General features: G+C 35.7%; 2 protein-coding genes. One reads left to right on the forward strand and one right to left on the reverse strand.

Going from position 1 to position 1,145, the window contains the following annotated elements; all coding sequences use genetic code 11:
- Positions 1-84: 84 nt before the first annotated feature.
- On the reverse strand, positions 85-300 hold the full coding sequence (locus AB4371_RS22585; protein ID WP_029235681.1) for a hypothetical protein: 216 nt from the start codon (positions 298-300) through the stop codon (positions 85-87).
- A 448-nt stretch (positions 301-748) separates the two neighbouring features.
- Here AB4371_RS22585 and AB4371_RS22590 point away from each other — a divergent pair, with 448 nt between their 5' ends.
- Positions 749-1,009, forward strand: a complete 261-nt coding sequence (locus AB4371_RS22590; RefSeq protein WP_065677671.1) for a DUF5062 family protein — start codon at positions 749-751, stop codon at positions 1,007-1,009.
- The last annotated feature ends 136 nt before the right edge of the window (positions 1,010-1,145 follow it).

Consider the following 1,145-nt stretch of genomic DNA (forward strand, 5'->3'; position numbering starts at 1 on the left):
CCTCCTCCTACTCGATTGGTAACCAGCATTTTATAATGAATTTTTAAAAAGAGAATGCTTGGTGATAGAGAACTGATTGGTTGATTAATGCATGCCTGAGCGCATTTTGTCGGCGAGCGCAAAGAAGACAAAAACGACGAAACAGACTAGAGCAGCACACAGTGAAGTTAAGATGGTTGTGGCGTCTTTTGAAATCAATGGAATGGTGATAGAAGCTAGCGCTATCAACATAACAAGGATATGAACAATTCGACCCGGAATTGGATTTTTATGACAGAATGAAGCCCAGAGGTAACGCATTTTCAACACCAGTATAAAATTAGTGGTTTTATTCTATTTTCTTAGTGAGTATTTTGTAAATAACAATTGGTTACAATTGGTTGTAAATAAGATCTAAGTCGAATTAGTATTAAACCAGTTAAATAACAGCAGTTTATTGATCTTTTATTGAATTTTAACTTTCAAAATGAACATCATAATATTCCGTATTCTTTGGAATGCTAAGTCAAATATTATTCGAATTTTTGTTTTTTGACTTAAGATCTCATTTATTGAGTGTTCTGTTAAGAGACCGTTTGCGTACAGGTATTGGTGGCGTAACTATCAAGCGAATTAGAGTCATCCTAGAGCCTGTTATTCGTTTTATGTTATTTATCAAAGTGACTCCTCAAATTGAGAGCGAAGTAATCTTGTGAATTTTTCGGTTTGATATACTCAATATTCATTCGATAAAGATGATGGAGATGATATGTCGAAAACCGCGAAGATCATTAATGAAGATAAGCTGGTAAAAAAAGCAGTTGAAGTCGGTTTTAAGATGGCTAAGCTACAAGGTTTTGATTTGCCAAATTCATCCCAACCGATAAAGGTTAAAGCGGTGTACTTGTTCCTTGTTGAAGTCAATCAGATCACACCTCTCCCTGAGAGCAAGCTTGATGGTGCGAACATCAAGAAGCGTTTAGCACTCTGGCTTCATAATGCACTTCCTGACAATGACCCTTTGAAGTAAACTTGTATTACCTCATTTTTTATATTTGAAACCTAGCGATTTTTCGCTGGGTTTTTTGCTTTATGGAGCAGTAAAAATAGCCTCTTGATATCTCCTAAGCCTAACTTCATTCACAGAGGCTTTGTTTCCTAAATCA

The sequence above is a fragment of the Vibrio sp. 10N.261.51.A3 genome (assembly GCF_041471965.1).
Taxonomy (GTDB): Bacteria; Pseudomonadota; Gammaproteobacteria; order Enterobacterales; family Vibrionaceae; genus Vibrio; species Vibrio crassostreae_C.